The sequence below is a fragment of the Roseibium sp. genome, assembly GCF_965229775.1.
Classification (GTDB): domain Bacteria; phylum Pseudomonadota; class Alphaproteobacteria; order Rhizobiales; family Stappiaceae; genus Roseibium.
The window spans coordinates 3,606,252-3,629,493 of sequence record NZ_OZ245929.1 but is presented as its reverse complement, the minus strand read 5'-3'; the positions used below and the strand labels follow the sequence as shown (position 1 = coordinate 3,629,493).

The window sequence follows — 23,242 nt, the reverse complement described above, 5'->3', positions numbered from 1 at the left end:
TGATTGTGCGCAGGCAATCTCCTCGCGAAATTTACTTACTTTAGGTCAATTTAAGCAATACAACCTGCATACAACTTCAATTTGAAAATAATTAAAGCCTTGTTATTTTGGAAAAAAGGCTCATCTTAAATTATGGTTATGTTGTGATTTCAACTCAATCTGTGTTAATTAAACAGAAAAATATATTAGATCTTGAGGACCGCGTCATGAAGAAAGTTTTGATTGTCCTTCTGCTATTGTCCGGCAGTTCTGCACCAGGCTTTGCACAAACAGCGTGTAACCCGGCAACGCAGTATTGCCGGTAACACGGCAAGTCTAGACTGGCACCGGACATGCCCGACCTCGTCGCCCTGCTATTCGGCGCGCTGATCATCGGCGTTTTTTCCTACGAGCGTTTCAACAAGGCGACTTATGGCAGCCGCAGGCAACTCGAACGCCTTGTCGACCTGCTGACGCCCGACAAGCTCCGGGCGCGCAAGACGGTTTTTCACGCGTATACGTTCTACGCGCTGACAATGCTGCTCATCTACTTCTTCCTGTGCGCCTACGCAGAGGTCATCCCCTATCTCGGGGGACCGGACATCCTTGCCGATACGGTCGGCGCCAGCCAGCTGCCGACCGCACCGACCGAGGAAGCGGCCGGTTCCACGGTCGGTTTCGTGCCGCTCAGCAACAACGAGAGCGTTTTCTGGGCCCAGCCGCTGTCGAGCGAGACAGGCCCAGCCGAAAAACGGAATTTTCTCGACATCGGCATAGACCCGTCCATCTCGCTCACGATCGCTCTCATCATCGTCGGCCTCGCACCGACCTTCCCGGTCCTGCAGCGTTTCGAAGACTGGATGCGCAGTGCAGCGCACCGGCTCGCAGGCATTCCGACGCGCGTCATCGGTGCGGGCGAGGATCTTCAGCGCAACTCGATCCAGCTCCGTGATGAAGGTGACGAAGACAACGACATTCCGAAAAACAGCCTGCTGATCCCGCGCGGTCATTGGGAGCGCATCCGGCACTATTCGCAGGCTGCCGGCGGGCAACTGGCCGATCCTCAGGATTTTCACGAGGATCTTGACCTCATTTTTTCCATTTCCTCGTGGATCCTGGACCGGAAACTCAAGCTGGCGAATGCCAGCCAGCGCGAGGAATTCGACAAGCTTGAAGCCGCCCTGACACGGCGCCGGGACGTCCTCCTGCTGGAGCTCGACGAAAAATCGAGCTACCAGGCAGGTGAAACTGCCGTGGTCTCGGAGAAGGCCGATGCGACAGCAGAAGCCGAAGCTCCCCATGAAGGAAACGGTTCAGGAGAAAACCCGGCGGCCACCGAGAAGAAACGCGCCAGCTGGGAACGGCTGGCCGAAGAAGCCGATCACCTCGCCGACGACCTCTGCATCTTGCTGGCGCTCTATGTCGAGCACGAAATCATCATCCCGGATTCAGGCGCTCAACGGCTCGAGAAAAACGCCACCAGTTCGGTCAGGCAACAGATCCTTGCGAAGAAGAAGCTCGAGGCCTTTTTGAGCGATCTGTTCAATGAGCATGCGGGTCCCGTTCACGCCCGCTCACATGCGATGCTGACTATCCTTTGGTCCGCTGGCATCACGGTCTCGCTCGCGCTTGCCTGGAGCGTCTTTCCCGGTCCCTATGAAACCGCGCTGCAAAGCGGCTCCGCCGGGAGCCCCTACTGGCGCGCGCTCGGATATGCCACCACCTCGTTCAACAGCTTCTGCGTTCCGATCATCATCGCCCTGGCGTTGCGCGACGGCGCGCGCCAGACCCACCGCTGGCGGAACATGTCACAGGCGCATTGGACGAAGCGACTTCCGCAAGCCGCCGCGCTTGTCTTCGTTTCCTGGGCTGTTGCGACACTCTTCATCATTGGCCTGGTTCTCTGGCGCTCGGCCATTGAATCGGGCGGCTGGGAAGAAAACCAGCGCACCGTCTGGGCAACGCTGCAGGCATCATTCGAATACAATGCACCGACGCCTCTGAGAGGGGCAGTCCTTGCCCTGATCCTCGTCGTCCTGCTGGATGCCGCCGCGACTCTGTCCCGAGCCGAAGTGTCGCAAAAGACAATGGCCTGGAGCCGGGGCTGGGCGATCCGGGCAGCAATCCTCATGGGGCTGTGCGGCGGCGCCACCCGCTTCCTCACATCCTGGGCGTCTGCGCTCAACCGGTCGGCAGAGCAACCGCAACTCGACGCGATCGACCACGGCCTGATCGCCTACGCGGCGATTTATTCAGCGATACTCGGTTTCCTGGTGGTCTTCTGCGTCGCCGAGGCACTCCAGAACCAGCGCAGGCGGCAATCAGGGGTGAGCACGAAATCAGGGCCGCTTGTCGGCCAGACGTCGACGAAGTCCAGATCGGCAGCGTCGTCATGAAATGGATGATTTGTCTTTACCTGGTTTTCGTGCAGGCTTTCGCTGTCACCTGGACAGCATCCGCAGACGAACACGCTGCGCCCATCAAGATGGCCGTCCGGACGGATACCCGCCCCTTCATTTGGAAGAACACTGCCTCGGACGAATTTCTGGGTTTTTACTGGGACATCTGTACGGAGGCGATCTACCGTGCAGGCTATCAGGTTGAGACTGTCGAAATCACCTCGGCCGAGCGAATATCCATTCTCAATACCGGCCGGACCGGTCCGGACGATGGCCGGAAAGCACCAGCCAAAGTCGCATCTCTGGAAGGCGCACCGCCCGCTGGCCGCCAAGCGAAGCCCGCGTCTACCGAAATTGATTTTCTGTGTGACCCGACCACGATCACGCTTCAGCGCATGCGCAGCTTTCCGATCGAAGAGAAGACGCCCGTCCTTCATTTTTCGCAGATCGTCTTTGTCGCCAACAGCTCCTTCGTGAAGTCCAAGCAGGGCAAGGACATCACCAAGAACGAAGGCAAATTGCCGGAAGACGGGCCGGAACCGACATGCGACTGCATCCTTCCCTGGATTGACCATCTCGGCGCTACGGCACGCGGCGAACCGTCTCCCGCGCACAGTTGCAAGACCCCCTGGTGGCCGGAGAAGACAGAAGAACAGGCCGACACTTCCGCGGACGGTGACGCAACCGGTACCGAAGGAGAGCCCCAGACCAAACAGGCAAGTTTCTGGGACCGGTTCAAGATCGAGTTTCAGTTCGTTCCGGCAACACCCCAGCAGGTCAAGACCGAAGGGCCCAAGGACTATGAAATCTGGGGGTATGTGGAAGGCTCGACGATCGGCGATGCGCTCAATACGCTGCTGAGCAAGCCGCCCAGGAACCGGATCGGAGCCAAGATCGTCTGTTCGCGCAGCTACACCTCGCATACGGCGGCGGCGCGGGCGTTCTGCAACGGAAACCTGTCCCGCTACTATGGCGATCTCGACATCGTGCAGGCCTCGCTTGCGGACCAGCGCAACCAGACCCGGACGGAATGCGCGATGGATCCGGCGCCGTCGGGCACCGGCCGCTACGAGCCCTACGCTTTCGTCATTTCATCGAGAGAACATCCGGGCTTGCCGGAAAAAATCGATCTCGCCCTTTACAGCATGTTTCAGGACGGCACGATCGAGCGCCTGTTCGCCGGCCATTTCCCGGACACCCAGATGTCCGACTTTCTCAACACGCTCTTCCGGATCAACAGCATTCCCGCCGGGACCATCGTGGTGGAAGGCGCCGAAGACGAACAGTCAGACGAGACAGCTCAGAACTGAAAAAGCCGGCCCCGCAATCGCGGGGCCGGCCTTCATTCGCATGCATTTCAGTGCGGGGTCTTACGCCAGATCGAAACGGTCCGCGTTCATGACCTTGGTCCAGGCGGCAACGAAGTCCTTGACGAACTTGGCCTGGTTGTCGTCCTGGGCGTAAACCTCTGCATAGGCACGCAGGATCGAGTTGGAGCCGAAGACGAGGTCTGCGCTGGTCGCCGTCCATTTCAGCGTGTTCAGCTGGCGGTCCCGGATTTCGTAGGTTCCGTTGGACGCCGGCAGCCAGCTGTTGGACATGTCGGTCAGGTTGACGAAGAAATCCGTCGTCAATGCACCTTCGCGGTCGGTGAAGACACCGTGCTTGGAGCCGCCGTGGTTCGCACCGATGACGCGCAGGCCGCCGACGAGAACCGTCATTTCCTGTGCAGTCAATCCGAGCAGCTGCGCCCGGTCGAGCATCATTTCTTCAGGGCTGACCGCGTAGTCTTTCTTTTCCCAGTTGCGGAAACCGTCCGCAAGCGGTTCCAGGACCTCGAAGCTTTCCGCGTCGGTCTGCGCGTCGGTCGCGTCACCACGCCCCCCGCTGAACGGGACAGCTGTGTCGAAGCCGGCGGCCTTGATGGCCTGCTCGACACCGACATTGCCGGCCAGAACGATGACATCGGCAAGCGAAGCACCGCTTTCCGCCGCGATCGGCTCAAGGGCAGCGAGCACCTTGGCGAGCCGTGCCGGTTCGTTGCCTTCCCAGTCCTTCTGCGGAGCAAGCCGGATGCGGGCACCGTTGGCACCACCGCGCTTGTCGGAGCCGCGGAACGTGCGGGCGCTGTCCCAGGCGGTGGCGATCATGTCAGCAGCGGAGAGACCGCTTGCGGCAATCTTCGCCTTGACCGCATCGACGTCGTAGGAAGTCGATCCCGCCGGGATCGGATCCTGCCAGATCAGGTCTTCAGCAGGGACGTCCGGTCCGAGATAGTTGGCGCGCGGCCCCATGTCGCGGTGGGTCAGCTTGAACCAGGCGCGGGCAAAGGTGTCACGGAAGTAGGCTTCGTCTTCCATGAACTTGCGGCAGATCTCGTTATAGACCGGGTCCATTTTCATGGCCATGTCGGCATCGGTCATCATCGGGTCGTGACGGATGGACGGGTCGGTCGCGTCGACCGGTTTCTCGCCTTCCGGCATGTCGACCGGTTTCCACTGCCATGCGCCTGCCGGAGACTTCGTCAGTTCCCATTCATAGTTGAACAGGTAGTCGAAATAGCCCATGTCGAACTTGGTCGGCTCTTTCGTCCAGGCGCCTTCGATACCGGAGGTGAAGGCATTGGTCGCCTTGCCGTCCTGGCCGGGGTTGGACCAGCCGAGACCCTGTGCTTCAACGCCGGTCGCTTCAGGCTCGACACCGATCTTGTCGACGGCACCGCGGCCATGCGCCTTGCCGACGGTGTGGCCGCCGCAGGTGAGCGCGGCCGTTTCCTCGTCGTTCATGGCCATGCGCCTGAAGGTTTCGCGGATATGCGCGCCGGTCTTGACCGGATCCGGATTGCCGTTGACCCCTTCCGGGTTCACGTAGATCAGGCCCATGTGAACGGCTGCGAGCGGGTTTTCCAGCGTCGACGCATCGTCCAGATCGTCATAGCGGTTTTCGGACGGCGCCAGCCATTCCTGCTCGGATCCCCAGTAGACGTCTGTCTCCGGGCCCCAGATGTCCTCGCGGCCGAAACCGAAGCCGAAGGTCTTGAAGCCCATGGTCTCGTAGGCCATGTTGCCGGCCAGGATGATGAGGTCGGCCCAGGACAGGGCGTTGCCGTATTTCTTCTTCACCGGCCAGAGCAGACGGCGTGCCTTGTCGAGGCTGGCATTGTCCGGCCAGGAGTTGAGCGGCGCGAAGCGGATGTTGCCGGAGCCGGCGCCACCACGGCCGTCCTGCATCCGGTAGGAGCCCGCCGAGTGCCATGCCAGGCGAATCATGAGCCCGCCGTAGTGACCCCAGTCAGCCGGCCACCAGTCCTGACTGTCGGTCATCAGGGCGCGGACGTCGGCCTTGACCGCTTCATGATCCAGGCCCTTCGCGGCTTCGCGGAAGTTGAAGTCCGGATCCATCGGGTTGGTCCGGGCACCGTGCTGGTGCAGAATGTCGAGGTTGAGCGCATTCGGCCACCATTTCGTAACCGGCTTGTCCATCGACGTGTTACCGCCGTGCATGACCGGGCATCCACCCGCTTTGTCGACTTTTGCGTCCATATTCCTCTCCAATTCGAGTCCCGGTGCGACGCACCGCGCTTACACAACTCCGATCCGGTGACAGCATTTTGACAGTTCGCGCTTCTTTGAGCGCGCTGACTATCCAGATGCTTGCAGGTGGCCGGAGAACTCCGTGATCTGTTACCAGGCCGTTCCGTGTGACTACATTTAAGGTGCAGATCACGCGTTTCCAGTCTGGTGTGATTCTAAACTAGCAGAGCCTATCGATCAGAAGAAGTTGAATTTACTGATCGCTTTGATAGGATTTTCTTATGATAAATATCACGCTGAAACAACTCCGTTATTTTGAAGCCCTGGCCCGTCACGGGCACTTCGGCAAAGCGGCGGATGCCTGCGCGATTTCGCAACCGGCCCTGTCGATGCAGATCAAGGAAATGGAGGAAGCGCTCGGTGCGCCCCTGATCGAACGCGGCCCCCGGCAGGTCAGGCTGACGCATTTCGGTGAAGTCGCGGTCGAGCGCGCCCGCGACATCCTGCGCGCCGCGGAAGAACTCGGCGATCTGGCCCGGGCCTCGCGCGACCGGCTTGTCGGGCGGCTGCGCATTGGCGTGATCCCGACGATCGCGCCCTACCTGCTTCCGCGCGTCATCGGGGCCTTGTCCGATCAGCATCCCGAGCTTGAGATCCACGTCCGTGAAACCGTGACCCCCAAGCTCATTCAGGAACTCGGCGAGAGCAAGCTGGACACGGCAATCGTCGCCCTGCCCGTTTCCGAAGGATCTCTCGCGGAGATCCCCCTGTTCAGCGAAGCCTTCATGCTGGTCCGCTCGGCCAGCGATGCGGACGCGCCCATGCCCAGCGCCGACAGGCTGCGGGAAATGCGGCTTCTGCTGCTTGAGGAAGGTCATTGCTTTCGCGACCAGGCCCTGTCCTTCTGCAATCTTCCGTCCGGCCCGCCGCGTGAAGTGCTGGATGCCAGTTCCCTGTCCACGCTGGTCCAGATGGTCAGCGCCGGGATGGGGGTGACGCTCATTCCGGAAATGGCCGTTCCGGTCGAAACCCGTTCGGCATCCGTCTCCGTGTGCCGTTTCGAAAACCCCGAACCGACAAGGACCGTCGGCATGGTCTGGCGCAAATCCAGCCCGCTGGCGAGTCAGCTTGGCGAAATCGCGGAGATCGTCCGGACCTGCTGCTAATGCGGTGAATTTGCCCGACAACGTCGTTGCAAATCTTTGGAAACCGGACGATTTCCTGCAGATGTGCGCCTGCCCCTCCACCGTCATCCCGGCCAAGCGCAGCGCGAGCCGGGATCGGGGAGCCACAAGCGTTAGCGATTATTGAACGTGCCGTCCCCCAGGCCGAAGCTTCCCCGGCTCCGCGTCTCACGCTGTTCGCCCGGGGTGACGATGGTGGTTGGAGGCATCGCGGCCGCCATCCGGGCGAGATACCGTCGCCTAGATCTTCCTGGCAACGACAAAGCGGCTGCGCGGTTCCGGATAGGTGCCGGTTTCAATGATGTCGAAACCGGCGCTGCCGATCATGTCCTCGACCGCGGCAAAGGTATAGGAGCGCACGAACGGGGCCTTGCCGAAAAGTTGCATCACCTTGATCATCGGCACGAACAGCCAGGCCTTGTCGCCGAGGCAGACGGTTTTTGAAATAAAGAGGCCGCCCGGCTTCAGGAGGCCATGGACGCGGGCAAGCAGGTCTTCGGGATTTTCCACCAGGTGCAGAAAGTTGAAGCCGAGGATGGCGTCATAGCCCTTGCCGTTGTCGACCGCTTCACTGAAGGCGTCGGCAACCGCAAAGCGGAGCCCGGCCGGAACTTTGTTTTCCTCTGTTGCCGCGGCAAGCTTGTCGTCGGCGATGCGGATCATGCCAGGCGCGAAGTCCGTTGCCAGATACGACGACACGTTGCCGGCCAGAAGAAGCGCCGTCGAGCCGGTTCCGCAGCCGAGTTCGAGAACGTCGTCCGTTGGCCCCAGATGCTCCACGGTACGCGCGAGCGTCTTTTCGTAGGCCCCCTGATCCTTGATCGGCGAGGCTGCATATTTGTCGGAGATCTTGTCCCAGAACCGGGTCGAGGGTGTCATGTCATTGGTCCAGGTGATGGTCATGGTCTTTCTTTCCTATCATGTCGGGCGTCAGGCTGCGGCCATCGCGATGCCGGGCGCGCTATTTTCTCTATCGGCAGGCTTGCGGCCGACGACGGCCGTGCTCCAGAAACGGGTCCAGCGTCCCGCACCAACCTGCAGCGTCATCAATTGATCCAGGCCGCGCTGCCGCAGCTGCCGCTGCACCATCGCCGCGTCGAACCGGTGCGTCCGCCACTTCAACTGGACGAAGGTTCCAAGGAGCGATTTGCGGGTTGTCACCAGCAGAAGCCTGCCGCCGGGTTTCAGAACCCGGCACATTTCCGCAAGCGCCGTTTCGGGCTTTGCGAGATGTTCAAGCGCGTGCGCGCACATCACGAAATCAAAGCTGTCATTGTCGTAGGGCAGCGCGGAAATGTCGGCGAGATCCGCGCAGCAGCCGATGCCGGCATCCCGGAGGTTGGCGGATGCCTCCTGCAGCATGACCGGCGAAATGTCGACTGCCGTCAGGTCGAGCGCGCGCGGCATTTCCCTTGCCAGCGCCAGCGACATGGCGCCGGTGCCGACGCCGCAATCGAGCACCTTCACCGGTACCTCGTCGCCTTCATTCAAACCGGCTGCCACCTGACCCATCAGGTCGCGGTATGCGGAGGGAAAGCCGAGCCGTCCGATCTTGCGGTCCCAGCACGGCGCACAGGCGTCATAGGCCGCGCGCAACTGGTCGGTCCCGAAACTGTCCCGGCTGACGGCAATCTGCCAGGAACCGAGCCGGCGCTCGAAAACCGGGATCTGCGGTGTGTGATGTTCAAGTGTCATGGTCACTCCCCACGGCCGCCGCGCAGACCGATCCGACTGAGAATGTCGCGGCCGATCGCGCGGCCACCGCCGGGCGAGGCCACGAAGTCGAGACAGGCAAGACAGATTTTCAACAGCACCACGGCGAACGAATGCGGACACATGGGGAACTCCTTTCGAGCGCTTGTTACCCCCAACGCATCTGAATAGAAATTGCCGAAATCTCGTTAGGTGATATACAAATTTGCATGAACTGGCAGAGCATCACATTTGACTGGAACCAGGCGCGCGCTTTTCTCGTGACCGCCGAAGAAGGCTCGCTCTCAGCAGCGGCCCGGGCGCTCGGTCTGACCCAGCCGACCCTAAGTAGGCAGGTGGCCGCCCTAGAAGAGACACTCGGCGTGACGCTGTTCGAGCGGGTCAACAAAAGCCTGATATTGACGGAAGCGGGAGTTGAGCTCGCCGAACACGTGCGTGCCATGGGCGAAGCGGCGAGCCGGGTGTCCCTAGCCGCGTCAGGACAATCCCAGCAGATCGAGGGGCTGGTCACCATTTCCACGACCGACGTCATGGCCGCCTATGTCCTGCCGGACATTTTCAAGGATCTGCGGCGCAAGGCGCCCGGCATCGAGATCAGGGTCATATCCACGAACAGCCTTAGTGACCTCCGCCGCCGCGAGGCCGACATTGCCATCCGCCATGTCGCGCCGGATCACCCGGAGCTGTACGCCCGCAAACTGCGCGATGCGAACGGGCGGATCTTCGCCGCCCGCTCCTATCTCGAACGGTTCGGGCGCAAGCTGACGATAGCCGACGCACCGGATCTCGATTTCCTGGGCTATGAGGACAATGAGCAGCTGATCGGCTACCTGCGCGCGCTTGGGCTAGACGTCACCCAGGCCAACATCAAGATCAGTTCACCGAACCTGCTCGTTGCCTGGGAATATGTGCGTCTCGGGTTCGGACTTGGTGTCGGCGGTGACGAGATTGCCGCACGGTGCCCGGAAATCGTACCGGCATTTGAAGATGCGCCTGCGGTCAGTTTCCCGATCTGGCTGGTGACCCATCGCGAGCTGCACACCAGCCTCAGGATCCGCACGGTATTCGACCATCTTGCGGAAGGACTGCTTGCGGCGCGGCATGAGAGCCAGGCAAATTGTCCATAGGACTTCAGTGGCTGGCGACCACGCGATGCACACCCGAGGATTCAGCTGCTGATTCACGCGGATGGATGTCGGCAAAGATCTCGATCGCGTTGTTCTCCGGATCCCGGAAGAACAAGGTGCGATGCGGAAAGTCCTGATTGGTTGGCGGCTCAATGATATCGACGCCCTTTTCCTGCAACGTCTGAAAGGCAATATCCACGTCCGCCGGCGGCACCCTGAAACTGACCTGCACGCTGGCGGACCCAGCCGGAACCGGCGGACCGTCATAGGATCGACCGCGCGGCCGGAGCCCCAGGAACTGGCTTCCCACCCTGAACGCGATCCAGTGACCTTCCTCCTGTTCTTCGATCTCGAAGTTGAAAATATCCTTGTAGAAGGCTTTCATTCTGTTCAGATCATCACACAGGATGATCACGTAACCAACGCTTCGGATTGCGCGAAGTCCACTGAGTTCATTCATGTTCCAACCTCCTTTGTTGCCCGGATTGGATTAGCTGCCGACGATGCAATCCTTCAACTCAGATGTGCTAACGCACAGGGATAGAATTTCTCTGTCTCACAGACCGTCACGGATCAAACGACATGACCTACCGACTTCCGTCCTTGAACACCCTGCGCGCCTTCGAGGCCGCCGCGCGGCACCTCAGTTTCAAGACTGCAGCAAGTGAACTGGGTGTCACCGCAGGCGCGGTCAGCCAGCAGATCAAGAAGCTTGAAGCATCGCTCGGCGTCATCCTGTTTCGCCGCTTGCCCAACGGACTTCTGCTTACGGACGCAGGGGAAACGTATTTGCCGGCCATCACGAGGATTTTCGACGACCTGACCCGCGCGACCGAACAGATCGCGCCGGACATCAACAGCAGAAAATTCGTGATCGGTGTTTCCCCGTCCGTCCGGTCCCTGCTGCCGGAAAGCTGGCCTCACCGGGGTGAAGCGTTGAACAACCACGTGCGCGAATGCATCGAAACCACGGATATCAATCTGCTTTTGAACAACGAGCTCGATTGCCTTATCAGAGCCGAGAGCGGACCCTACCGGGACCTTACTCTTGTGGTCATAGCGAACACACAGAGCGGGCCCGACCTGCATTTTGTCTGCAAACCCGGAACGGCAGAATGCGCGCAGTCGAAGGCCATATTGAAGGATCTGGCCCGGCACCTGACCGCGCCGCGGGACCGGGCTGCGGACGCCTGAAACAATTCAAATCGCAGGCAGCGGCGAAAAACCTGTCCGGGCCATCAGTGTTTCGAAATAAGCGCGCACGTTCGCCGGAAATTCCAATCCCCTGACCACGGCGGCGGATCGCAACAACGGCAGCAGGCGAATGTCGTCCCTTGACAACGTGCCGTTCACGGCCTCCGGACTTCTGATCTGTCCATCCAGCTCCTCCAGCACGGGGGTCAGGTCACCGATAAACTTCCGCGTTCTGGCTCTGAGCGCGACAAAATCCTCATAGACCTTGAGCTTGCGGACCATGTAGTGGTCATGCGCTGCGATCGTTGCCATTTCCGGAAGCCCGAGCAGCGGATAACGGGGCATGGTGAGATAGGGGGTGATCTTCAGAATGCGATCGCACAGGTCCGCGATTTCGGAACGCTCCGTTCCCGTCAGAAGCGGAGCGCCGATTGCCTCGATGTGATCGACCATGTCCATGCTCTCCAGCATGGGCGATCCGTCGTCCAAGACCAGGATCGGGATAACGCGTCTGCCGACAAGAGAGATCATCGCCTCGCTGTCGTCATCAAGCACCACCTGCTCTTCCAGCGGAATACCCTTGAGCGCTGCAATCATGCGCACGCGAAAGCAGAGCGAACAGTGCTCGAACATGAGAAGTTTCACGGCTACCTCGTCTGCAGGTTCGTCCCATCCCAGATCGCGTGGGGTCTGCGCCAACGCTGTGCAATGAGCGGTTCAGCCCTCGTCTTCATCCAACTCCAGATCGGTCGGCTCGTAGTTGTTGCCCTCCCCGCGGAGAAACGCGCTGCCTACCGGTGCTGACAACAGATCGACAAAACTGTCATCCCTGTTCAGAACCGCCCCGATGGCGACGTAGGACGGGCTTGGGTTTTCGTTGTATTCCTCGTCACTGAGTTCGTCGACATCCGCCCGGATGCGCCAGCCCGTGTCGGGGTAACGATCGCTCTCCTTGTGCTCCGGCTGCTCACGATACAGGAAACCGGCGCGCGCACGCCCCTCAAGAACCGCCTTGTCGACAAAACAGCGTGCAAACCAGTTGTTGAAGTCGGTCCTGAAGCGTTCCTTCTGCGCAGGATCGTCCCAATCGATGTCGATGATATGATGCAGGCGGAACGCAACCCTGTCTCCGCGTGCGAGGCCAGGGATGTCGACGGGCTCGTTGTCGAGAACCCCTGACAGGACCTCACCGTCACGGTGGTCGACTTCCACCCACATGCGTTCGGCACCATAGGTCTCCGTCGGCGGAACAGCCCTGAAGATCAGCTGCACGAGAACCCCGGCAGCGACTTCCTCCAGCTGTTCGTTTCCGGGCAGATAAAACGTATAGGGCGCTTCCCGCCTGATGGGGCGTGGATCGTCCAATTCGTAACCGGCATCACTCATCGTTTCGTCCGCTGCCTGCAAACGTTGCCTTCAAACCCGTTTCACCGTCACCGCAGCATCCAGTTGAGCACCAGCCGCCAGTCGGTCATGCGGATCGGGGTGCCGTGGGTGCCGGTGTCGAACAGCGTGAACTTGATGGGATAGTTCGGCGCGCGCGACTTGATCTGCTTGAAGAAGTTCGCCTGGGTTTCCCAATTGTAGACCCGGTCCAGCGTGCCCTGGCCCATATAGATGGGGACGTTGCGCGACAGTGCGCCGGAGCCGAAGATGTTGGGGTCCTTGGGCGAGCCGAGCAGCATGATGCCGCTGAGGAGCTTCGCGTAATTGGCATTGCGCAGGAGGTTCCAGCAGATGATGCCGCCCATCGAACCGCAGGCGACAACCACCTTCGCACCCGGCGATACCTGTTTCTGGTACTGGATCAGCGCCGCGACATCCGCCGTGCCGCGCTTGTCGAAATTCTTGATGTCCACGGTCAGATAGGCACCGCCGTTGCGCACCATCAGGTTCTGGATCCGGTTGAAGTTGCCGCCGAAGGACACGTCGTTCATGCCCTGGAAGCGGTTGCCGCCCTGGCCGTGAATATAGATCACGACCATGCGTGCGCCGCCCTTCCACTTGCCGGTCCCCATATAGGTGACGGTGCGCCCGTTGGCCTGGAGCTCCGCGCTACCCCTGCCCCGCTTGGGCTTGTAGGACACGTAGTTGCCGAACACCTTGCGCTCGTCGACCTCGTCACGGTCGCGCAGGTCGCGCTGCTTGGAATATTCAACGACGATGAAATCACCGTCGTAAAGCGTTTCGGTGACCTTCTTGTATTTGAAAAGGCGATCCTTGTAGGGCTTCAAGGCGTCTGCCTGTGCGCTCCCCGCCCAGGCGACGAGCGTTCCCAGAACAATGGCCCCGGCCAATCGGGCCGGGACGACTGACTTCAACCGGTGCAGCATTCTGGGTCCTTCATTCGGGCGCGCATTCGTTCGATTTGCAGGTCAGACTACGCGCCGCCCCGGATCAGCGCAATTGCGGAGGATGCAAAAGCGGGCGGTCATCCCCGCCGAAGAAGTCAAATATCCTGCAGCGGGTATCTCCGGCGCGAAAACCTGGAACGGATCCAATCACGCGAAAATCAACTCGAAAAACCGGCTTTCACAATCTGTCACTGCGATTATTACCGAGGAATTCCTTAAAGTTATCCACACCTTAGAGCGTGTTTTGAATAACTTGCTCGCAAATTGCGAATTTAAGGAATTGGTAACCATAAAAATCCAAGACTGCAGGACACAAAGGTCCGCAAGAGGCCCGACCGCAAGACAATGCACGGTTAGTGCGGTGAATTTGAAGTTCGTTCGAAGCCCGCTGCAAAAATGAGTCGAACTTCAGATCCAGGTGACTAGTTCAGGAGAACCCAGATGCCAGTCATTTCCTTTGCAAATGCAAAAGGCGGCGCAGGTAAGACCACGGCCGCCTTGCTGCTTGCGACAGAAGTCGCGGCGCGGGGCAAGCGCGTGACCATCTTCGACGCCGACCCGCAGAAATGGATCTCCAAGTGGCACGACCTGCCCGAGCACTGCCCCGGCATCTCGGTGGTCAGTGAAATGTCACCGGCCTCGATCACCGAACAGATCACCCATGCCAGCGAGACGTCCGACTACGTGATCGTCGATCTCGAAGGCACCGAAAACCTGATCGTGGCCAACGCCCTGTCGGTTTCAGACCTTGTTGTCGTTCCGATCCAGGGGTCTTCGATGGATGCGCGCGGCGGCGCCAAGATCCTGACGCTGATCAAGAAGCTGGAGAAGATCGTCCGGCAGGACATCAACCATTGCGTGGTGCTGACGCGCACCAACGCGGCCGTGACCACCCGCGCCATGAAGGCGGTGCAGGACTTCCTGGCGGCCCAGAACATCGACGTTCTGATGACACCGATCGTGGAGCGGGCCGCGTTCCGGGATCTCTTCGAATTCGGCGGCGGGCTTGCCGGTCTCGACCCGAAAGTCGTCTCAGGCGTCGCGAAGGCCAGGGAAAACGCGGCTCTTTATGCCGCCGAGATCCTGGAACGGGCCATCAAGGTTCCCCAGAAACGGTGGTACAACATCTTCAAGCGCGCCAGTTGACGCTGCGCCATCATGACGGGTAGAGGCCGGGTTTTGACCCGGCTTTTTCTTTTGGGAAACCCATCCGCTCACACCCCTGCAAAACCCGCGCGATTTTCTTCGCTTGGTTCCCGGCCGGACGCCACGCTAGGGTACGGACCGCGTGCAGGTGAATGAACTGGAGGACCTCATGTTTCCGTTGCCCTTTCGTGCCGCTCCCCTCTTCGCCGCCGGCTTCCTGCTTGCCGGCTGCTTCGGTGAAGACGGCAATGTTGCACTCGGGACCATCGAGAGAGACAGGGTCGCGCTGACGGCCACTGCCAACGAGATATTGGTGGACCTGCCTGTCGCGCAGGGAACATTCGTCGAGGCCGGCACCATCCTTGCCCAGCTGGACCCGACCCAGCAGCAGGCCGTTGTCAATCAGGCGCGGGCCGAAATGCAAAAGAGCAAGGCCAATCTGGACAAGCTCATCAACGGATCCCGGCCGGAGGAAATCGCCCAGGCCCGCGCCAGCGTCGCCAGCGCGCGGGCGAACCTTCTGAACGCGGAAGCCTCGTTCGAGCGCTATGACGACCTGACCACGCGGGGCACCACCAGCCAGGCCCAGCTGGACAGCGCCCGCGCCAGCCGGGACGCGGCGGCCGCCAGCCTCGACGGGGCAAGAGAGAATCTCAAGGAGCTCGAGATCGGCTCGCGGGAGGAAGACATCCAGATTGCACGGGCCGAGCTTGCCGCCGCGGCGGCCAATCTCGAAACCCAGGAGACGATCCTGTCCGACCTGACCATTACCGCGTCAAGGAATGGTGTGCTCGACAGTCTTCCCTGGAACCTTGGCGAACGGGTCACGGTCGGCAGCCCGGTCGCCGTCATGCTGGCAGGTTCTGCCCCCTATGCCCGCGTCTATGTGCCTGAGCCCTACCGGGTGAAGGTCAAGGAAGGTGACAGTCTCGAGGTCCGGATCGACGGCCTCGACACCTCAATTGAGGGTGAAGTCCGGTGGATCAGTTCGGACCCGTCGTTCACGCCCTATTACGCGCTCAACCAGTCGGAGCGCGCGCGGCTGATGTATGTCGCCGAAATCCAGTTGCCGGACAGTGCGTCGGATCTTCCCAACGGCGTTCCGGCGCAGGTTGTGCTGCCGTGAGCGATCCGGACAGCGACATCGTCGTCAGAGCGACGGGACTCGTGAAGAAGTTCAAGGATTTCCGGGCTGTCGACGGGCTCGACCTGGTGATCGAGCGTGGCATGATCTACGGGTTTCTGGGCCCGAACGGCTGCGGCAAGACGACGGCGATGCGCATGCTGACCGGCCTTCTCACACCGACGGAAGGCACGGTTGAAGTGCTTGGGCTGTCGGTGCCGAAGGACGCCGAAACGCTGAAATACAAGATCGGCTACATGACCCAGACCTTCTCGCTCTACGGCGATCTGACGGTGCAGGAGAACCTCAACTTCATGGCGACGATCTACGGCCTCACCGGAGCGCAGCGGACGCAGCGGGTCGACGAGGTCATGGAGCGCTACGATCTCACCGATCTCAAGGGGCGCTTCGCCGGAAAGATGTCCGGCGGCCAGCGCCAGCGCCTGGCGCTTGCAACTGCCGTGCTGCACCGGCCGCAGCTCCTGTTCTTGGATGAGCCGACCTCGGCGGTCGATCCGGAATCCCGGCGGCATTTCTGGGAACAGCTGTTCGACCTCGTGGAAGGCGGCACGTCGATCATCGTGACGACCCATTTCATGGACGAAGCCGAGCGCTGCCACAAGATCGCCATTCTGGAAGCCGGCCAGAAACGGGCGGACGGCGCGCCGAAGGACCTGATGGCGGCGATGGGTGCGAATGTCGTGGAGATCGAGGGACCGAACTTGCGCGACATCCGGCGAAAGCTGCTCGGATCGGAGGGCATCATGGCCGCGGCCCAGCTGGGTGCCCGGTTGCGTGTCCTGGTCAGGGACGACGTACCCGAGCCCGAAACGTTCCTGAAGGACAAACCGGAGACCGACGGGGCCACCCTGATCGAGCGTGTCCGCCCCAATCTTGAAGACGTCTTCGTGACGGCAACCGGAGAGGGCCGGCAATGAGACCGCTTTCCCGCATCTCCGCGATCTTCTTCAAGGAACTGGCCCAGCTCAGACGGGACCGCATGACTTTCGGCATGGTGATCATGATCCCGCTGATCCAGCTGATCCTGTTCGGCTATGCCATCAACACGAATATCCGCGACATCCCGGTTGCCGTTGTCGACCAGAGCCAGACCGGCCTCAGCCGTATCCTGATCCAGATGGTCGAGGCGACCAGGGTGGTCAAGGTGACCGAGCGGCTGGCAACGCCGGAAGAGGCGGAGGCGGCGATCAAGGCCGCGCGGGTGCGCGCCGCGTTCATCCTGCCAGACGATCTCCCCCAGCGCATCGCGCGCTCCCCTGCCGTCGGTCTCGGAACGCCGCCATCAACGGATGAAGAAACCAGCCGCCCGGTCGCACAGTGGATCGTCGACGGCTCCGACACGATGATCGCAGGTGCGATCAAGGCGCTCCGGGCAATGCCGCTCTCCGAGCTCAACCGGCAGGCACCCAACCGGTCCACACCGACCTTTGAAGTCGCCCTCTTCTTCAACCCGGAACAGAGAACGGCCATCAACATCGTTCCGGGCCTTGTCGGGATCATTCTCACCATGACGATGATCATGTTCACATCCGCCGCGATCGTCAGGGAACGCGAGCGCGGCAACATGGAAATGCTGATCAACACGCCGGTGCGCCCGATCGAACTGATGATCGGAAAGATCATCCCCTATATCTTCATCGGCCTTCTGCAGACGGTGATCATTCTCGGGCTCGGGCATGTGCTCTTCAACGTGCCGTTCGGCGATAGGACCTTCGATCTCTTCATCGGAACGCTGCTCTTCATAGGCGCGAGCCTGTCGCTCGGACTGGTCCTGTCGACCATCGCGCAAAGCCAGCTTCAGGCAACGCAGATGACCGTTTTCGTGCTGCTGCCGTCGATCCTGCTGTCCGGATTCATGTTCCCCTACGAGGGCATGCCGGTGATTGCGCAGTATATCGCCGAAGCCTTCCCCGCGACCCACTTCATGCGCATGATCCGCGGCTTCGTTCTGCGAGACGCCGACCTGATCGACCTGCACCGCGACGTGCTCTGGATGTGCGGCTTCTTCGTCCTCGGCATGATCATCGCCGCCCTGCGGTTCAAGAAAAGGCTGGATTGAGGGTTTCCATCCCAACCGCGGCGGTACGGACCGCCGGGCCAGTGGCTCCCCGGTCCCGGCTCTGCGCTGCGCTTGGCCGGGATGACGCATGGCAGACTGACCGCTCTATGGCAGACTTCCCTTCTCCGGGTCATGCCATGGCTTGACCACGGCATCCATTCCGGTTGGTTTCCGCAGGATGGACTTCGCCGTTTGTGAAACGGAACGGCATGGATTGCAGGGTCGAGCCCTGCAATGACCGGGGAAGGTGGCGCGTTGCGGAGAAAAAACCTGCCCAGTGTGGTCATGCCATGGCTCGACCATGGCATCCATTCCGTTTCGCTTGCAGCGGATGGGCCCAGCCGTTTGTGAAGCGGAACGTCATGGATCCCCGATCTAGTCGGAGATGACACAAAGGGTGAGGCCAAGACAGTCCGAACTGGCCGCTGCGGGCCCTTCCGTACTGACGCAGCGTGCCTATTTCGGTTGCGGGCCGGTGTCGACGCGGGGGTTGGCGGTGCGCAGAACCGGTGTCTTTTCCGAGACGTTTTCGCGGCTTTCGCGCCAGACGACGAACATGCCCGACAGGATGATCACCGACGAACCGATGGCGACGTAGCGGTCAGGCGTTTCGGCAAAGAACAGCGCGCCGAAGAGGGTCGCCCACAGGATCTGGCTGTATTGCAGGGGGGCCACGAAGGCGGCGGGCGCGGCCCGGTAGGCACCCAGGATGCAGAGCTGGGCAAGAACCGACAGGAACCCGACAATTGCCATCAAGCCCAGGTCCGGCAGCGTCACGGGCACATAGACAACCGGCAGGGTCATCGACATCACGAGCATCGACAGGAGCATCGGAAACAGGATCAGGACCGCCGGCCGCTCCTTGCCGCCGAGCTTGCGGGCGAGAATGGACGACATCGCGCTCGCCGCAGCGGCAATGAGACCGGCGGCATGACCGGCGGTCAGCTCGGTCAGCCCCGGCCGCAGGACAATCAGGACGCCGATGAGGCCGACGACGACCGCGCCCCAGCGCTGCATGCGGACCGTTTCGCCGAGAAGCGGAACGGACAAGGCGGTGACCAGGAGCGGCGTCGCGAAAAGCAGCGAATAGACCTCGGCGAGCGGCAACACCGTGAAGGCGTAGAACGCGCAGGACATGGCAACGATCGAAAGGCCGGCGCGGCACAGGACCAGAACAGGATAATGCGGGCGAAAATTGTCGATGGCCTTGTCGGCCAGCATAATGATCGACATGGGCACGAAGGCGAACAGCATCGAGAAGAAGATGATCTGGAAGACTTCATAGGTCGCGCCGAGCGACTTGATCACCGCATCATGCGTCGAGAACAGGGCGAATGCCCCGAGCGCGGCAAAAAGTCCCTTGAGCGTAGCTGTCATTGCCAGAGCCCTGTCGGTTCGTGCTGATCATGTTGCTTGTTGCGCAGCCCCGGAGACTGGGATTCGCCTGCGCAGCCGTGAATCGAGGCCGCAGGGTGCTTCGGGAAAAACGCTCAGAAAGTCATCAATACCAGAAAATGGGCACCTGCAACAGATCGCGTGCCGGCCGTTCGGGAATTTTCACCGGAGACATTGAAAAAGACGTCGCCGCGCTGCCCGCTCAGACGAACACCCGCGCCAGGGTTGCCACGGCAAGCGCGGTCGCCGCGCGTTTCGGGCCATCGAATTCGGCGGCTGCCTGCCCAGGCACGGTCAGACGGATACTGTTGAGGTCATCAGCTTCCAGATGATCGAGATCGGCGGACTTTGCCGCTGCTTCCGCGGACAGACGGATCTCGTCAAGCATGCGCAGGAGCCCCTGCCAGATGTGCAGCGGCGGCGCCTCGCTTGTTTCGCACCAGCGAACAATTTCATCTTTCGACACATCGAGGGCCGCTGCAGCCTCGTCGGCCGTCAAGCCAATATATCGAACTATATCACTGAAATTACTCATTTTTCACCCCAAGCGCTGCACGCCGGAAAAATACTTAGACCTTATAGTGCGCTGCAATATGGCGAAAATCCAGCACTTTACCAGATTTTCGTTAAGTCCTGTTCGGGCTAAGGAATTTTGCGCCGGGTTTCAGCTCTGATTCTGCCGGCCGGGCTCGGTAGATCTGGCGAGCCCTTGCCGCGTCAATTCGCGATCAGGATAGGCTGAACAGTCAATTGTCTGAAATTGTTCGAAAAAATCGATATCGGTGGAAAACAGACCGCTCCCGGGATGCAAGCTTCGGATAATGCTAGGTTTATTCGACCAAATCACCTGACCAGACAATGCCGCCGGACCTCTTAAATGAAGTTCAAGGGAAAATCCTTTATTGCCATCGTGCTCGCCCCGGAGCAGCCGTTCGACAGCTGGTTCGCGGAGCTTGACCGGATCATCGAACGTTCGCCCGGCTTCTTTATTGACCGGCCGATCATTCTCGATGTGCGCGGCAGCAACATTCCGATCGAAGATCTCGAACAGGTCCTGGCCGGTCTCGCAGAGCGGTCGATACGTGTCATGGGCATTGACGGGATTTCCGGGACGCGGCTGAAGGAAGGCATGCCGCCAAGTTTTGGCGGCGGGCGGCTGACCACGGACGTGGACGTGCCCGAGCCCGCTGCGCAGGCCGGCAAGGCTGACGAAGCCGCCGAACGAAACAATCCACAGGTCAAGGAAAAGAACGGCCCCTCCGGCGATGCCCCGGGCGCATCCGAGGCGAACGGCCATTCTTTTGCCAAGTCTCTGGACGAGCTTGAGCGCGAAAGCGCCAGACAGGGAGATTCGTCCATCGTCATTTCCGACCACGTTCGCTCCGGGCAGAGCATTCTTCATCCCGACGGCGATGTTACCGTGATCGGGTCCGTCAGCTCCGGTGCCGAGATCATTGCCGGCGGCTCGATACACATCTACGGCGCCTTGCGCGGCCGCGCGCTGGCGGGCGTTGCGGGCAAGGACAATGCCAGGATCTTCTGCACCAAGCTCGACGCCGAGCTTGTTTCCATCAACGGACTTTACAAGGTCGCGGACGACTTCGACGGAACCTTGCGCAATTCGCCTGCGCAAATCCGGTTCGAGAACGAAACGCTGGTCTTTGAAGGACTGAGCTAACAGGGACCGGCTGGAGGTCAGCCGGCCCGGAACACACAGGACGGACACCATGAGCAACGCCACTGTCGTTGTGGTCACGTCGGGCAAGGGCGGCGTCGGCAAGACGACAACAACCGCTGCAATTGCCTCGGCGCTTGCCAAGGAAGGCTACCAGGTCTGCGCGATCGATTTCGACGTCGGCCTGCGCAATCTCGACCTGATCATGGGTGCCGAACGCCGGGTCGTCTTCGACCTGGTGAATGTTGTTCGCGGCGAGGCATCCATCAAGCAGGCGCTGGTCCGCGACAAGAAGCTCAGCAATCTCTACCTGCTGCCCGCCTCGCAGACCCGCGACAAGGATGCCCTCACCGAAGAAGGCGTCGAGACCGTCATCAACGAATTGCGCGGCTATTTCGACTATGTGATCTGCGACAGCCCGGCCGGGATCGAGCGCGGCGCGACGCTGGCCATGCGCCATGCGGACGAAGCCATCATCGTCTCCAATCCGGAAGTGTCTTCGGTGCGTGACTGCGACCGGATCATCGGTCTGCTCGATGCCAAGACGAAAATCGCCGAAGACGGCGGCCGGATGCCGAAACACCTGATGATCACGCGGTACGACACGGACCGGGCGAAGACGGGCGACATGCTGGCAACCGACGATGTCGTCGATATCCTGTCCGTTCCGCTGATCGGTGTCGTGCCGGAAAGCAAGGATGTCCTGAAAGCTTCGAACGTCGGGCTGCCCGTGACGCTTTCGGACGAGAACTCGCCACCGGCAAAGGCCTACATGGAAGCAACGCGCCGGCTGCTGGGGGAAAACATCCCCGTAACGATCCCGGAAGAAAAGAAGAGCCTGTTCGGCAAACTCTTCAGAGGGAGGGCGGCATGAACATCCTGAGCCTCTTTGGCAAAAGAGGCGAAAGCGCCTCGGTCGCCAAGAACCGGCTTCAAATTCTGCTGGCGCATGAACGCGCCGACGACGGCTCGGACGCCGTCCTGATTTCAAGCCTCCGGGAGGATATCCTGGCGGTGGTTGCCAAACGCGTCGAAATCGACCCGGACTCCGTACGCCTCGAGATGGACCGGTCCGGCGATGTCACCACGCTCGGCATCGATATCGAGCTGCCGGCGGCAAAGGCCTCCTGAAATCCACGAACCGGCCCCCAAGGCCGGTTCGCCTTTGGAAAACTTGGGTCCAAGCCCTTTCGTTAAAATGGGCTGTCACGGGTTCAACGCCGCCTTGCCCGGATCGAGCAGCTTTGACGAATAGATGGCAAGCTGTCCCCTACCCTGACGTTTTGCTGAATAAAGTGCGACATCGGCCTGCCTGAGCAGTTCGAAGGTCGCGATCGCATTGCTGTCCAACGAGCGCGCGAGCAGAACAACAAGCGCGAGAAGGCTGAACGCGCCAATCAGAAGGGTTGCCCAAAAGGGTTTTGACAGATGGCGGATCTCCGCCGCCTGCGCGTCAGCCTTCACTCTGTGAAGGATTTTCGAAGGCCTGTCGTGGCCCAATTCGACATTCCTAGACACACTCAACCACCAGAACCCCCACGATTTCATGTGGCGAATACAACCGTCCTTAGCGACTTTAGAGCAAATTCATGCATTCACGTAAATAAATTCAACAATATACCCTTGATTATGTTCAATCTTTATCAAAACCAGAACTAGAAATAACACTGTGATTTTCAACAATGCTCCAACTTTTCTACGCGAGCACGAGAAACACCTTGCGCCGGAACCAAATTTCAGACTGCGTGCATTTTGTTGTTACACTCGCCAAGACAGCCAATTCAGACTGGGGAACCGATCATGTCCACAACCAGATTTCTCGCCTGCGTTTGCCTGTTTGTGCTGGCTGGCGCGCCAGAACCCTCTTTCAGCCAGGAAAGCGGGCCGAACATTGGTGGCTGTCTTGATGCGGTCGGAACCTACATGACCGAACGCACATCGCAGCTGGACGGAAAATCGAGGATCGATCGGGGCCTTATTGCCCTGACGAACGGAGGTCATGCCTTTGTGACGGACTCCGCCCAGGGAGGGCTTGAAGGCTATCAGCCCTTTTCGAACGGAAGCGGTGTCTGGCGCTGTCTCGGAAAAGAGGGCGGCAAAGACAAGTTGAAAATCATGACCTTTGATTTCACGACAACACCGAACGCGGAGACCGATCGCTACATCGCACGCGTAACCGTCGAGGCGATTGCGGACCCCGTGGCCAATGTCATCAGCGGCACCTCCGTGGTCGAGTTTCTGGCAATCGATGCAGCGCCAGACAGCACCAAGACGGTCCGGCCGCCGGTCTCATATGATTTCAAGGGCGTCAGGCTGGTCCTGAAAGACTGACGGCCGCAT

At 60.4% G+C, this 23,242-nt stretch carries 24 protein-coding genes; 13 read left to right on the top strand and 11 right to left on the bottom strand.

Annotated features, from left to right (window positions below; all coding sequences use genetic code 11):
* Window positions 1-332: 332 nt before the first annotated feature.
* Window positions 333-2,375 (top strand): hypothetical protein, encoded by a 2,043-nt coding sequence (locus tag ACO07N_RS16395; protein ID WP_421982045.1) that lies wholly within the window; start codon window positions 333-335, stop codon window positions 2,373-2,375.
* A complete protein-coding gene (locus ACO07N_RS16390; protein ID WP_421982044.1) occupies window positions 2,372-3,688 on the top strand; it encodes a hypothetical protein in 1,317 nt (438 codons plus the stop codon). Before ACO07N_RS16395 ends, ACO07N_RS16390 begins: the two co-directional genes overlap by 4 nt.
* 60 nt (window positions 3,689-3,748) lie before the next feature.
* Here ACO07N_RS16390 and katG read toward each other — a convergent pair whose 3' ends face one another.
* The gene (gene katG / locus ACO07N_RS16385; RefSeq protein ID WP_421982043.1) at window positions 3,749-5,920 is read right to left on the bottom strand and encodes a catalase/peroxidase HPI; all 2,172 of its coding nucleotides are present in this window, start codon (window positions 5,918-5,920) and stop codon (window positions 3,749-3,751) included.
* Between the two features lie 272 nt (window positions 5,921-6,192).
* On the opposite strand from katG, the gene ACO07N_RS16380 reads away from it, so the two are divergent.
* Window positions 6,193-7,077, top strand: coding sequence for a LysR substrate-binding domain-containing protein (locus ACO07N_RS16380; RefSeq protein ID WP_421982042.1), 885 nt, complete (start codon window positions 6,193-6,195; stop codon window positions 7,075-7,077).
* 258 nt (window positions 7,078-7,335) lie between these two features.
* On the opposite strand, the gene ACO07N_RS16375 is transcribed toward ACO07N_RS16380, so the two are convergent.
* Genes ACO07N_RS16375 through ACO07N_RS16365 form a run of 3 tightly spaced genes read right to left on the bottom strand, consistent with a single transcriptional unit; the run spans window position 7,336 to window position 8,933 of the window.
* Entirely contained in the window at window positions 7,336-7,998 is a 663-nt protein-coding gene (locus tag ACO07N_RS16375) for a class I SAM-dependent methyltransferase (RefSeq protein WP_421982041.1), read from the bottom strand.
* A gap of 27 nt (window positions 7,999-8,025) precedes the next feature.
* Complete coding sequence (locus ACO07N_RS16370) at window positions 8,026-8,790, bottom strand: class I SAM-dependent methyltransferase (protein ID WP_421982040.1); 765 nt, start codon at window positions 8,788-8,790, stop codon at window positions 8,026-8,028.
* Between the two features lie 2 nt (window positions 8,791-8,792).
* Entirely contained in the window at window positions 8,793-8,933 is a 141-nt protein-coding gene (locus tag ACO07N_RS16365) for a hypothetical protein (protein WP_421982039.1), read from the bottom strand.
* Between the two features lie 84 nt (window positions 8,934-9,017).
* Here ACO07N_RS16365 and ACO07N_RS16360 point away from each other — a divergent pair, with 84 nt between their 5' ends.
* Window positions 9,018-9,935: a LysR family transcriptional regulator gene (locus ACO07N_RS16360; RefSeq protein WP_421982038.1), complete on the top strand. Its 918-nt coding sequence runs from the start codon at window positions 9,018-9,020 to the stop codon at window positions 9,933-9,935.
* A 4-nt stretch (window positions 9,936-9,939) separates the two neighbouring features.
* Here ACO07N_RS16360 and ACO07N_RS16355 read toward each other — a convergent pair whose 3' ends face one another.
* Window positions 9,940-10,395: a VOC family protein gene (locus ACO07N_RS16355; protein ID WP_421982037.1), complete on the bottom strand. Its 456-nt coding sequence runs from the start codon at window positions 10,393-10,395 to the stop codon at window positions 9,940-9,942.
* Window positions 10,396-10,517: 122 nt separating this feature from the next.
* Between ACO07N_RS16355 and ACO07N_RS16350 the strand changes: the two genes are divergently transcribed.
* Complete coding sequence (locus tag ACO07N_RS16350; protein WP_421982036.1) at window positions 10,518-11,129, top strand: LysR family transcriptional regulator; 612 nt, start codon at window positions 10,518-10,520, stop codon at window positions 11,127-11,129.
* Window positions 11,130-11,135: 6 nt separating this feature from the next.
* Here ACO07N_RS16350 and grxB read toward each other — a convergent pair whose 3' ends face one another.
* The 3 genes from grxB to ACO07N_RS16335 all read right to left on the bottom strand — a co-directional run bounded on the left by grxB (window position 11,136) and on the right by ACO07N_RS16335 (window position 13,462).
* Window positions 11,136-11,774: a glutaredoxin 2 gene (grxB, locus tag ACO07N_RS16345; RefSeq protein ID WP_421982035.1), complete on the bottom strand. Its 639-nt coding sequence runs from the start codon at window positions 11,772-11,774 to the stop codon at window positions 11,136-11,138.
* Between the two features lie 72 nt (window positions 11,775-11,846).
* Window positions 11,847-12,515 (bottom strand): immunity protein Imm33 domain-containing protein, encoded by a 669-nt coding sequence (locus ACO07N_RS16340; protein WP_421982034.1) that lies wholly within the window; start codon window positions 12,513-12,515, stop codon window positions 11,847-11,849.
* A gap of 47 nt (window positions 12,516-12,562) precedes the next feature.
* Complete coding sequence (locus ACO07N_RS16335) at window positions 12,563-13,462, bottom strand: alpha/beta hydrolase (protein ID WP_421982033.1); 900 nt, start codon at window positions 13,460-13,462, stop codon at window positions 12,563-12,565.
* Window positions 13,463-13,924: 462 nt separating this feature from the next.
* Between ACO07N_RS16335 and ACO07N_RS16330 the strand changes: the two genes are divergently transcribed.
* The 4 genes from ACO07N_RS16330 (at window position 13,925) to ACO07N_RS16315 (ending at window position 17,832) form a co-directional block, all read left to right on the top strand.
* A complete protein-coding gene (locus ACO07N_RS16330; protein ID WP_319386479.1) occupies window positions 13,925-14,629 on the top strand; it encodes a ParA family protein in 705 nt (234 codons plus the stop codon).
* A gap of 169 nt (window positions 14,630-14,798) precedes the next feature.
* A complete protein-coding gene (locus ACO07N_RS16325) occupies window positions 14,799-15,755 on the top strand; it encodes an HlyD family secretion protein (protein WP_421982032.1) in 957 nt (318 codons plus the stop codon).
* On the top strand, window positions 15,752-16,690 hold the full coding sequence (locus ACO07N_RS16320) for an ABC transporter ATP-binding protein (RefSeq protein ID WP_421982031.1): 939 nt from the start codon (window positions 15,752-15,754) through the stop codon (window positions 16,688-16,690). The genes ACO07N_RS16325 and ACO07N_RS16320 overlap by 4 nt, the downstream gene beginning before the upstream one ends.
* The gene (locus tag ACO07N_RS16315; RefSeq protein WP_421982030.1) at window positions 16,687-17,832 is read left to right on the top strand and encodes an ABC transporter permease; all 1,146 of its coding nucleotides are present in this window, start codon (window positions 16,687-16,689) and stop codon (window positions 17,830-17,832) included. The genes ACO07N_RS16320 and ACO07N_RS16315 overlap by 4 nt, the downstream gene beginning before the upstream one ends.
* Window positions 17,833-18,288: 456 nt before the next feature.
* On the opposite strand, the gene ACO07N_RS16310 is transcribed toward ACO07N_RS16315, so the two are convergent.
* Both ACO07N_RS16310 and ACO07N_RS16305 read right to left on the bottom strand, forming a co-directional pair.
* On the bottom strand, window positions 18,289-19,209 hold the full coding sequence (locus tag ACO07N_RS16310) for a DMT family transporter (protein ID WP_421982029.1): 921 nt from the start codon (window positions 19,207-19,209) through the stop codon (window positions 18,289-18,291).
* Window positions 19,210-19,429: 220 nt separating this feature from the next.
* Window positions 19,430-19,726, bottom strand: a complete 297-nt coding sequence (locus ACO07N_RS16305; protein ID WP_421982028.1) for a hypothetical protein — start codon at window positions 19,724-19,726, stop codon at window positions 19,430-19,432.
* Between the two features lie 378 nt (window positions 19,727-20,104).
* On the opposite strand from ACO07N_RS16305, the gene minC reads away from it, so the two are divergent.
* The 3 genes from minC to minE are packed head-to-tail and all read left to right on the top strand — an operon-like array spanning window position 20,105 to window position 22,033.
* Entirely contained in the window at window positions 20,105-20,905 is an 801-nt protein-coding gene (minC, locus tag ACO07N_RS16300; protein ID WP_421982027.1) for a septum site-determining protein MinC, read from the top strand.
* A gap of 49 nt (window positions 20,906-20,954) precedes the next feature.
* Window positions 20,955-21,776, top strand: coding sequence for a septum site-determining protein MinD (minD, locus tag ACO07N_RS16295; RefSeq protein ID WP_421982026.1), 822 nt, complete (start codon window positions 20,955-20,957; stop codon window positions 21,774-21,776).
* Window positions 21,773-22,033: a cell division topological specificity factor MinE gene (gene minE / locus ACO07N_RS16290; protein WP_305986260.1), complete on the top strand. Its 261-nt coding sequence runs from the start codon at window positions 21,773-21,775 to the stop codon at window positions 22,031-22,033. The genes minD and minE overlap by 4 nt, the downstream gene beginning before the upstream one ends.
* A gap of 75 nt (window positions 22,034-22,108) precedes the next feature.
* Here the strand turns inward: minE and ACO07N_RS16285 are convergent, their stop codons facing one another.
* Window positions 22,109-22,366, bottom strand: coding sequence for a hypothetical protein (locus ACO07N_RS16285; protein ID WP_421982025.1), 258 nt, complete (start codon window positions 22,364-22,366; stop codon window positions 22,109-22,111).
* Between the two features lie 336 nt (window positions 22,367-22,702).
* Between ACO07N_RS16285 and ACO07N_RS16280 the strand changes: the two genes are divergently transcribed.
* Complete coding sequence (locus ACO07N_RS16280) at window positions 22,703-23,233, top strand: hypothetical protein (protein ID WP_421982024.1); 531 nt, start codon at window positions 22,703-22,705, stop codon at window positions 23,231-23,233.
* Window positions 23,234-23,242: the final 9 nt, after the last annotated feature.

Bases quoted from the DNA above. Each gene is read 5' to 3' on its own strand.
- ACO07N_RS16380 (WP_421982042.1), top strand. From the start codon at position 6,193: ATGATAAATATCACGCTGAAACAACTCCGTTATTTTGAAGCCCTGGCC.
- ACO07N_RS16315 (WP_421982030.1), top strand. From the start codon at position 16,687: ATGAGACCGCTTTCCCGCATCTCCGCGATCTTCTTCAAGGAACTGGCC.
- ACO07N_RS16355 (WP_421982037.1), bottom strand. From the start codon at position 10,395: ATGAATGAACTCAGTGGACTTCGCGCAATCCGAAGCGTTGGTTACGTG.
- ACO07N_RS16340 (WP_421982034.1), bottom strand. From the start codon at position 12,515: ATGAGTGATGCCGGTTACGAATTGGACGATCCACGCCCCATCAGGCGG.
- ACO07N_RS16390 (WP_421982044.1), top strand. From the start codon at position 2,372: ATGAAATGGATGATTTGTCTTTACCTGGTTTTCGTGCAGGCTTTCGCT.
- katG (WP_421982043.1), bottom strand. From the start codon at position 5,920: ATGGACGCAAAAGTCGACAAAGCGGGTGGATGCCCGGTCATGCACGGC.
- ACO07N_RS16395 (WP_421982045.1), top strand. From the start codon at position 333: ATGCCCGACCTCGTCGCCCTGCTATTCGGCGCGCTGATCATCGGCGTT.
- ACO07N_RS16350 (WP_421982036.1), top strand. From the start codon at position 10,518: ATGACCTACCGACTTCCGTCCTTGAACACCCTGCGCGCCTTCGAGGCC.
- ACO07N_RS16375 (WP_421982041.1), bottom strand. From the start codon at position 7,998: ATGACCATCACCTGGACCAATGACATGACACCCTCGACCCGGTTCTGG.
- ACO07N_RS16370 (WP_421982040.1), bottom strand. From the start codon at position 8,790: ATGACACTTGAACATCACACACCGCAGATCCCGGTTTTCGAGCGCCGG.
- minC (WP_421982027.1), top strand. From the start codon at position 20,105: ATGAAGTTCAAGGGAAAATCCTTTATTGCCATCGTGCTCGCCCCGGAG.
- ACO07N_RS16360 (WP_421982038.1), top strand. From the start codon at position 9,018: ATGAACTGGCAGAGCATCACATTTGACTGGAACCAGGCGCGCGCTTTT.
- ACO07N_RS16280 (WP_421982024.1), top strand. From the start codon at position 22,703: ATGTCCACAACCAGATTTCTCGCCTGCGTTTGCCTGTTTGTGCTGGCT.
- ACO07N_RS16335 (WP_421982033.1), bottom strand. From the start codon at position 13,462: ATGCTGCACCGGTTGAAGTCAGTCGTCCCGGCCCGATTGGCCGGGGCC.
- minD (WP_421982026.1), top strand. From the start codon at position 20,955: ATGAGCAACGCCACTGTCGTTGTGGTCACGTCGGGCAAGGGCGGCGTC.
- ACO07N_RS16330 (WP_319386479.1), top strand. From the start codon at position 13,925: ATGCCAGTCATTTCCTTTGCAAATGCAAAAGGCGGCGCAGGTAAGACC.
- ACO07N_RS16365 (WP_421982039.1), bottom strand. From the start codon at position 8,933: ATGTGTCCGCATTCGTTCGCCGTGGTGCTGTTGAAAATCTGTCTTGCC.
- ACO07N_RS16325 (WP_421982032.1), top strand. From the start codon at position 14,799: ATGTTTCCGTTGCCCTTTCGTGCCGCTCCCCTCTTCGCCGCCGGCTTC.
- ACO07N_RS16310 (WP_421982029.1), bottom strand. From the start codon at position 19,209: ATGACAGCTACGCTCAAGGGACTTTTTGCCGCGCTCGGGGCATTCGCC.
- minE (WP_305986260.1), top strand. From the start codon at position 21,773: ATGAACATCCTGAGCCTCTTTGGCAAAAGAGGCGAAAGCGCCTCGGTC.